We start from the raw sequence: 8,623 nt of genomic DNA on the forward strand, positions 1-8,623 counted from the left end.
GGGCGCTGATCACCGAGAAGAACGAGGAGAACCCGTGGCACTCTTCCACGTCCGAATGGACGTCGACATTCCCCACGATCTGGATCCCGTGATGCGCGCCGAGACCCTCGCGCGCGAGAAGGCGTACTCGCAGGAGCTCCAGCGTCAGGGCAAGTGGGCGCACCTGTGGCGAATCGTGGGCCGGTACAGCAACATCAGCATCTTCGATGTGGACTCGGCCGACGAACTCCACGAGATCCTGTGGAACCTACCGCTGTTCCCGTACATGACCGTCGAGGTGATGCCGATGACCGAGCACGGCAGCTCGATTCGCTAGCCGGGCCGTCGCCAGATCCCGCCCGCGCCGGGGGTGACGGCGTCGACCAGTGCCCAGGCCTGCTCGACGGGGAGGTCGTGGACGACGTACCTGCCGGTACCGGCAGGGGTCGCCGCGATCACGGTGGCGACACCGGCGCGGCGCTGGAAGAACGTCTGCCGCACCGTCCAGCCGATGATGCCGGCGGCCTCGATGCTGTCGCGGCGGCGATCCAGCGATCCGCTGCGGGTGATCAGCCAGCCCGGCAGTACCGCGTGCCCGAGTCCGCGGTAGCGGTCCCAGGCCAGTCCGGTGCCTGCGGCGACGAGCAGTGCGACCCCGGCCCAGGCGGGCCACGGCACGTGACGGCCCGCGGCGACGAACCCGACGGCGATCAGCGCGGCGGCGACGGCCGGCCACAGCGCGCGGGTATACCGGCGTCGGCGCGCGGCCGGTCCGTGCGGGATCAGCGTGACGTCCGCCTGGCGGCTGTCGCCGAGCACGGTGGCCATCACCCGGGTGGCCTCGGCCCGCGGGCTCTGCGGCAGCAGCAGCGACGATTCCTTGTGCTCGGCGGACACGCCCGTCATGATCGCGTCGAGCGACGCCCCACCCGCGGCGCGCAGCAGCAGTGGCTCCTTCAGGGTCGTGCCGCGCAGTCGCGCCCGGTCCAGGGTGGTCTGCCGGGTCCGCAGCAGGCCGTGCCCGACGTGCAGCGTCCGGCCGTTGTCGGTGACGCTCATCCGGCCGTACACCACCAGGTAGCGTCCGCACGCGAGGACGCTCGCGGCGACGAACAGGATCACCAGCCCGACCAGGCCGAGGAGAGCGAGGCCCAGCGCGCCGGCCCGTTCGGCGGAGTCGAAACCGTCGGCGAGGGCGGGGGAGCGGGCGATCCGGTCGGCCAGCCCGTACTGGAAGACGATGCCCACCAGCGCGCCGATCGCGATCAGGCCGGTCACCGAGAACGGTGCATAGCGCACCCACGACGGCGACCAGTGGCCGATCTCGACGTCGGGCCGCTCGGGCGGTGCGGTGTCCGTGCCGGCATCGGCGGCCGGTGCGGGGCGCGGGTCGCGGTGTCCGGCGAGCAGCGCCGCCCGCAGTTCCGGGACGAGGGTGGCATCCAGCGCGTTGAGCTCGAATCGGTTCTCGCCGCGCTGGGTCTGCCGCCCGGTTCCGATCCGGAGCACGGCCAGCCCGAGCAGCCGGTGCAGCACCCCCGCTTCGACGTCGACGGAGCGGATACGGGTCCGCGGCACCGACAGCACCTTCTTCTGGAAGACGCCGTGCCGCAATTGCACGTGCACGGGGCCGATGCGGTACGTGGTCGTGAACCAGCGGAGCACGCCGTAGGCGACGAGGACGGCGACCGCGACCAGACCCCAGTAGTTGTTTCCGCTGCGGCTGCCGACGAGCCACGACACCGCGATCACGGGGAGCAGTTTGAGGACCTCGTTGACGGGATGGACGAGCAGCATCCGCTTGTCGAGGCGCAGCCACGGCTGGTCCGCCTCGGCGGCGAGGGCGGCGTCATCGGACTGCTCGACGGGCACGCTCACGTCGCGTCTCCGACGTTGCGGGCGGCGATCTCGGTGAGGTGTTCGACGGCGCGGTCGGCGACGTCGAGGTCGAGTGCGGTGATCTTGACCGCGCCGGCGGACGACGCGGTGGTGACGGTGACCGTCGCGAGCCCGAAGAGGCGGTCCAGTGGGCCGCGCTCGGTGTCGACGGTCTGGATCCGGGTGATGGGTGCGATGCGCCGCTCCTGGTTGAACCAGCCGGTGCGGGTGTAGACGGCGTCGTCGCTGATCTCCCAGCGGTGCACCCGGTAGCGCCACCGGGGCACGACCACGATGTCGACCACCGCCACGACCGCGGTGAGCGCGAAAACTAGCATGTGCGGCCATGTGGTCCAGGTCCCGACGACGGCCGCCCACACGACCTGCGCGACGAACACCGGTAGCCAGATCAGGGCGGCCGTCGTCGCCCACAGGCGTGGGGCGCGGACGCTGGGGCGCCACTTCGGATCGGCCATCGTCACCGCTCGTTCGACCGGTACGGGGTCCGGGGGAAGGCTCACGACCTCATCCTGCCCGAGCCGGCGCTGCGCGTCCTATGGTGGAGGTGGCCGCGAGAGTCTGCCGAGACGGAAGGTGGTCGTCATGGAACGATCCGGAGCCGACAACGCCGGGAACGCCGAGAGCGCCGAGCAGGAGGACGACGTCGTCCGCCCCGCCGACGTGCCCGAGGCCGATCTGGTGGAGCAGATGACCCCGGCTGCGGGCGACGAGGACCGCGAGGATTCGGACCGGAGCGAGCCGCCGCTCGAAGTGAACGAGGCGGATGCGGCGGAGCAGCGCCGCAGCGTGCCGGTCGACGAGGACTATCCCCGCGGGTGAGTGGATCGACCGGGACCCGCGGTGGCAGATGCCGGGGCGGGTGACGCATGATCGACGGGTGACTCACTCGAGCGATGACACCGACCGGCCCACGATCCTGCCGAATCCGTCGGTGCCGGGGCACCCGGTGGCGACCGCACCGCCGTCCCCGAGCGCGATGCGACGCGTCCTTCGTCGCGCGCGGGACGGGGCCACGCTCAACGTCGACGAGGCGACCACGCTGCTGCATGCGCGCGGCGCCGACCTCGAGGACCTGTGCACCTCGGCCGCGAAGGTGCGCGACGCGGGCCTGCTCGCGGCGGGTCGACCGCAGACGGTGTCGTACTCGCGCAAGGTGTTCGTCCCGATCACCCGCCTGTGCCGCGACAAGTGCCACTACTGCACGTTCGTCACGGTGCCCGGCAAGCTGCGCGCCGCCGGTCACGGCATGTACCTGGAGCCGGACGAGATCCTCGAGATCGCGCGTCAGGGTGCCGAATTAGGTTGCAAGGAAGCGTTGTTCACCCTCGGGGACCGGCCGGAGGAGCGCTGGCCCGAGGCGAAGCAGTGGCTCGACGAGCGCGGCTACGACTCCACGCTCGACTACGTGCGTGCGATGGCGATCCGGGTGCTCGAGGAGACCGGACTGCTGCCGCACCTCAACCCGGGTGTCATGAGCTGGGAGGAGATCTCGCGTCTCAAGCCGGTCGCGCCGTCGATGGGGATGATGCTCGAGACGACGTCGACGCGGCTGTTCACCGACAAGGGGGAGTGCCACTACGGCAGCCCCGACAAGAACCCCGAGGTGCGACTGCGGACGCTCACCGACGCGGGCCGGTTGTCGGTGCCGTTCACCACCGGCATCCTCGTCGGGATCGGTGAGACGGTCGCCGAGCGCGCCGAGTCGATCATGGCGATCCGCAAGCTGCACAAGGCCTTCGGTCACGTGCAGGAGGTGATCGTGCAGAACTTCCTGGCCAAGCCCGACACCGCGATGCGCGACGCCCCCGACGCGAACCTCGAGGAGTTCCTCGCGGCCATCGCGGTCACGCGTCTGCTGCTCGGTCCGGGCATGCGGATCCAGTCGCCGCCCAACCTGGTCTCCGAGGCCGAGTGCCTGGCCCTCATCGGTGCCGGTGTCGACGACTGGGGTGGGGTGTCGCCGCTGACACCGGATCACGTGAATCCCGAACGGCCGTGGCCGAATCTGGACACACTCGCCGAGGTCACCGCCCAGGCCGGATACACGCTCGTCGAACGGACCGCGGCCCAACCGCAGTACGTGCTGGCCGGGCACCCGTGGATCGACCCGCGGATCGGTGCGCACGTGCGGGCGCTCACCGACCCGGAGACGGGTATGGCACGGCCGGACGTCAAGCCGGCGGGCCTGCCGTGGCAGGAACCGGACGAGGAGTGGGTGTCGTCGGGCCGGGTGGACCTCAACACCGAGATCGACACCGACGGCCGCAACACCGAGACCCGTTCCGACCTCGGCAGCGCGTTCGGGGACTGGGAGACCGTCCGTGAGCAGGTGCTCGAACTCGGCCGCGCCGCGCCGACGCGGGTGGACACCGACGTGCTGGCCGCGCTGCGCGCCGCCGAACGGGACCCGGCCGGACTGTCGGACGACGAGTACCTCGCGCTCGCGACCGCCGACGGGGACGGTCTCGAGGCCGTCGTCGCCCTCGCCGACGCGCTGCGCAAGGAGGCCGTCGGCGACAACGTCACGTACGTCGTGAACCGGAACATCAACTTCACCAACATCTGCTACACCGGCTGCCGGTTCTGCGCGTTCGCGCAGCGCAAGGGCGACGCGGACGCGTTCACGTTGTCCGCGGAGGAGGTCGCCGACCGGGCGTGGGAGGCGCACGTCGCCGGTGCCACCGAGGTCTGCATGCAGGGCGGCATCGACCCCGAACTGCCGGTCACCGGGTACGCGGATCTGGTGCGCGCGGTCAAGCGCCGGGTGCCGTCGATGCACGTGCACGCGTTCAGCCCCATGGAGATCGTCAACGGCGCCTCCCGTGGTGGTCAGAGCATCCGGGACTGGCTCACCGAACTGCGCGAGGCGGGTCTCGACACCATCCCCGGAACCGCCGCGGAGATCCTCGACGACGAGGTCCGGTGGGTGCTGACGAAGGGCAAGCTGCCGGCGTCGGCGTGGGTCGACGTCATCACCACCGCGCACGAGGTGGGGCTGCGGTCGAGTTCGACGATGATGTACGGCCACGTCGACAGCCCCAAGCACTGGGTGGGGCACCTGAACGTGCTGCGCGGAATCCAGGACAAGACCGGCGGTTTCACCGAGTTCGTGCTGCTGCCGTTCGTGCACCAGAGCGCGCCGCTGTACCTGGCGGGGGCGTCCCGTCCGGGGCCGACGCAGCGCGACAACCGGGCCGCGCACGCGCTGGCACGGATCATGCTGCACGGCCGGATCGACAACATCCAGACCAGCTGGGTCAAGCTCGGCATCGCCGGCACGCAGGCGATGCTGCAGGGCGGCGCGAACGACCTCGGCGGCACGCTGATGGAGGAGACCATCTCCCGGATGGCCGGTTCGCAGCACGGTTCGGAGAAGACGGTGGCGGAGTTGCGGGCCATCGCCGAGGGGATCGGGCGTCCGGCCCGCGAGCGGACCACGGGTTACGTGTTGCGTGAGCCCGCGTCGGCTCTGCCGCTGATCTGAGCGTCGGCCCGGCACCCGGGCCGATTGCTGAGGTGACCCTTACCTGACTGTTGTGGTCGGGGAGATTCATACTGGACACTCCGGATGTTCGTCGGGTCGACGACCCGACCAGCCGGGTAGGCGAGGCGCCTCGGCGCCCGAGTCAGAAAGGCAGGGAGAGCAGCAGTGACCTACACGATTGCCGAACCGTGCGTCGATGTGATGGACAAGGCATGTATCGAGGAGTGCCCGGTCGACTGCATCTACGAGGGTGGTCGCATGCTCTACATCCATCCGGACGAGTGCGTGGACTGCGGTGCGTGTGAACCGGTGTGCCCCGTCGAGGCGATCTTCTACGAGGACGACGTGCCGGACCAGTGGACCGGATACGTGGCCGCGAACGTCGACTTCTTCGACGACCTCGGCTCCCCGGGTGGTGCCGCGAAGCTCGGCAAGGTCGACTTCGACCCGCCGCTGATCAAGGCGCTCCCGCCCATGGGCGAGGAATAGGTCGAGGAAGAGCGTTGCCCCGTAACCCGGTAGCCAAGTCCCTGCCCGACTTCCCGTGGGATTCCCTCGCGTCCGCGAAGGCGAAGGCGCAGTCGCATCCCGACGGCATCGTGAACCTGTCGGTGGGCACCCCGGTCGATCCGGTGGCCCCCGCCATCCAGGCCGCGTTGTCGTCGGTAGCGGCCGAGCCCGGCTATCCGACCACGCACGGCACCGATGAGCTGCGGGAGGCCACGGCCGCGTCCGTGGCCCGCCGCTACGGGATGACCGGAGTGGATCCGGCGGCGATCCTGCCGGTCATCGGCACCAAGGAAGCCATCGCATGGCTGCCGCGGCTGCTGGGTCTCGGGGCCGGCGACCTCGTCGTGATCCCGGAGGTCGCGTACCCGACGTACGAGGTGGGCGCGCTGCTCGCCGGTGCGCGGGTACTGCGCGCCGACGGGACCACCCAGTTGGGCCCGGAGAATCCGGCGCTCATCTTCGTCAACTCGCCGTCGAACCCGACCGGCAAGGTGCTCGGTGTCGAGCATCTGCGCAAGGTGGTCGCGTTCGCGCGTGAACGCGGCGCGATCGTCGCATCCGACGAGTGCTACCTGGGGCTCACCTGGGAGTCGGACGCGGTCTCGATCCTCGACCCGCGGGTGTGCGACGGCGACCATACGGGCCTGATCGCGATCCAGTCCCTGTCGAAGACGTCGAACCTGGCCAGCTACCGGGCCGGCTTCCTCGCGGGCGACCCGGCGTTGATCGCCGAACTGCTCGAGGTCCGCAAGCATGCGGGCATGATGATGCCGACGCCGATCCAGGCCGCGATGGCCGCAGCGCTCGCCGACGACCAGCAGGAAGCCGAGCAGCGCGAGCGGTACCGCCGTCGCCGCGACATCCTGCTCGCCGCCGTCCGCGGCGCGGGCTTCACCGTCGACGACTCGGAGGCCGGCCTGTACCTGTGGGCCACTCGCGGCGAGGACTGCCGCGGCACCGTCGACTGGTTCGCCGACCGCGGCATCCTCGTCGCCCCCGGCGACTTCTACGGCCCGCGCGGGCAGCAGCACGTGCGGATCGCCCTCACCGCCTCGGACGAGCGGATCGCCGCGGCGGCAGCGCGCCTGGCGTGACGGCGGCAGCGCGCCTGGCCTGACGGGCGCGCCCCCAGTCTTGACCACACGGGTACCCGGGTTCCACGCGTTTTGCGCACTTGTCGCGCGCGTGGGGCCCGGGTTCCCGCGTTTTGCGCACTTTTCGCGGGGACGGGGCCCGGGATCCGACGCTTCGCGCACTTGTTGTGGGGCGCGCGGGGCGGTGTCGGGCGTAGCCTGAGCTTGGTTGCAGTCACCCAGCTCGAGGGCAGGAGGGCAGCATGGATGCCGTCACGCAGGTACCGGCGCCGCGCAACGAGCCGATCCACTCCTACGCGCCGGGCCGTCCCGAGCGCGACCGGCTGAGGGCGGCGCTGGCGGAGCACACGTCCGCCGCGATCGAGATCCCGCACGTGATCGGGGGCAAGCACCGGCCGGGTGGTGGTGAACCGATCGAAGTGGTTCAGCCGCATCGGCATTCCTCGATCCTCGGCACGATCACCAACGCCACCTACGACGACGCGCGCGCGGCGATCGACGCGGCGACCGCGGCCGCGCCGGCGTGGCGTGACCTGCCGTTCGACGAGCGGGCCGCGGTGCTGCTGCGGGCCGCGGACCTGCTGTCCGGGCCGTGGCGGGAGAAGATCGCCGCGGCGACGATGCTGGGGCAGTCCAAGTCGGTGCAGCAGGCCGAGATCGACGCCCCGTGCGAACTGGTCGACTTCTGGCGGTTCAACGTGTACTTCGCGCGCGGCATCCTCGCCGAGCAGCCGGTGTCGTCGCCGGGGGTGTGGAACCGGCTCGAGTACCGGCCGCTCGAGGGTTTCGTGTACGCGATCACGCCGTTCAACTTCACCGCGATCGCCGGCAATCTGCCGACCGCGCCGGTGCTGATGGGCAACACGGTGATCTGGAAGCCGTCGCCCACCCAGACCCTCGCCGCGTACTGGACGATGCGCCTGCTCGAGGCGGCCGGTCTGCCGCCCGGGGTGATCAACCTGCTCACCGGTGACGGGCTCGCGGTATCCGATGTGGCACTGAGCGATCCGCGTCTGGCCGGCATCCACTTCACCGGATCGACCGCCACCTTCCAGCATCTGTGGCGTGAGGTGGGTGCGAACATCGACCGGTACCGCGGCTACCCCCGGCTGGTCGGTGAGACCGGTGGCAAGGACTTCGTGGTGGCCCACCCGTCCGCCGATCCGGCGGTGCTGTCGACGGCGCTGATCCGCGGGGCGTACGAGTACCAGGGTCAGAAGTGTTCGGCGGCGTCGCGCGCCTACGTTCCGCGGTCGCTGTGGTCGGGGATGAAGGACCAGTTCCTGGCCGAGGTCGACGCGCTCACCTACGGCGACGTCGGCGACCTGGAGAACTTCGGCGGCGCCCTCATCGACCGGCGGGCGTACGAGAAGAACGTCACGGCCATCGAACGCGCCCGGGGTGCCGCGGGAGTGGAGATCGCGGTGGGCGGCAAGTACGACGACGGTGTCGGGTACTTCGTCCGGCCGACCGTGCTACTGGTGGACGACCCACGCGACGAGGCGCTGTCGAAGGAGTACTTCGGCCCGATCCTGGCTGTGCACGTGTACGACGACTCGGTGCCGAACGCGTTCGCGGACGTGCTGGCCGCGGTGGACACCGCATCGCCCTACGCGCTGACCGGGGCCGTCGTCGCCGACGACCGGGCCGCGATCGA

General features: G+C 70.6%; 8 protein-coding genes. 6 read left to right on the forward strand and 2 right to left on the reverse strand.

Going from position 1 to position 8,623, the window contains the following annotated elements; all coding sequences use genetic code 11:
- Window positions 1-34 precede the first annotated feature (34 nt).
- Window positions 35-316: a muconolactone Delta-isomerase gene (gene catC / locus IJ15_RS0120795; RefSeq protein WP_031940265.1), complete on the forward strand. Its 282-nt coding sequence runs from the start codon at window positions 35-37 to the stop codon at window positions 314-316.
- On the opposite strand, the gene IJ15_RS0120800 is transcribed toward catC, so the two are convergent.
- Together IJ15_RS0120800 and IJ15_RS0120805 are read right to left on the reverse strand one after the other, a co-directional pair.
- A complete protein-coding gene (locus IJ15_RS0120800; protein ID WP_031940266.1) occupies window positions 313-1,857 on the reverse strand; it encodes a PH domain-containing protein in 1,545 nt (514 codons plus the stop codon). The two genes, catC and IJ15_RS0120800, sit on opposite strands and share 4 nt — an antisense overlap.
- Complete coding sequence (locus IJ15_RS0120805) at window positions 1,854-2,333, reverse strand: PH domain-containing protein (protein ID WP_031940267.1); 480 nt, start codon at window positions 2,331-2,333, stop codon at window positions 1,854-1,856. The genes IJ15_RS0120800 and IJ15_RS0120805 overlap by 4 nt, the downstream gene beginning before the upstream one ends.
- A gap of 127 nt (window positions 2,334-2,460) precedes the next feature.
- Between IJ15_RS0120805 and IJ15_RS24940 the strand changes: the two genes are divergently transcribed.
- From IJ15_RS24940 to pruA, 5 genes are all read left to right on the forward strand, one after another.
- The gene (locus IJ15_RS24940; RefSeq protein WP_037135811.1) at window positions 2,461-2,697 is read left to right on the forward strand and encodes a hypothetical protein; all 237 of its coding nucleotides are present in this window, start codon (window positions 2,461-2,463) and stop codon (window positions 2,695-2,697) included.
- Between the two features lie 40 nt (window positions 2,698-2,737).
- Window positions 2,738-5,362 carry a bifunctional FO biosynthesis protein CofGH gene (locus IJ15_RS0120815; RefSeq protein WP_031940268.1) on the forward strand — a complete coding sequence of 875 codons (2,625 nt, stop codon included), beginning with the start codon at window positions 2,738-2,740 and terminating at the stop codon, window positions 5,360-5,362.
- A 165-nt stretch (window positions 5,363-5,527) separates the two neighbouring features.
- Window positions 5,528-5,851, forward strand: coding sequence for a ferredoxin (gene fdxA, locus IJ15_RS0120820; RefSeq protein WP_031940269.1), 324 nt, complete (start codon window positions 5,528-5,530; stop codon window positions 5,849-5,851).
- Window positions 5,852-5,865: 14 nt separating this feature from the next.
- On the forward strand, window positions 5,866-6,966 hold the full coding sequence (gene dapC / locus IJ15_RS0120825) for a succinyldiaminopimelate transaminase (RefSeq protein WP_031940270.1): 1,101 nt from the start codon (window positions 5,866-5,868) through the stop codon (window positions 6,964-6,966).
- 242 nt (window positions 6,967-7,208) lie between these two features.
- Window positions 7,209-8,623: L-glutamate gamma-semialdehyde dehydrogenase (pruA, locus tag IJ15_RS0120830; RefSeq protein ID WP_031940271.1), on the forward strand; the 1,415-nt coding region annotated here is incomplete at its 3' end.

This window comes from Prescottella defluvii (assembly GCF_000738775.1).
GTDB lineage: Bacteria > Actinomycetota > Actinomycetes > Mycobacteriales > Mycobacteriaceae > Prescottella > Prescottella defluvii.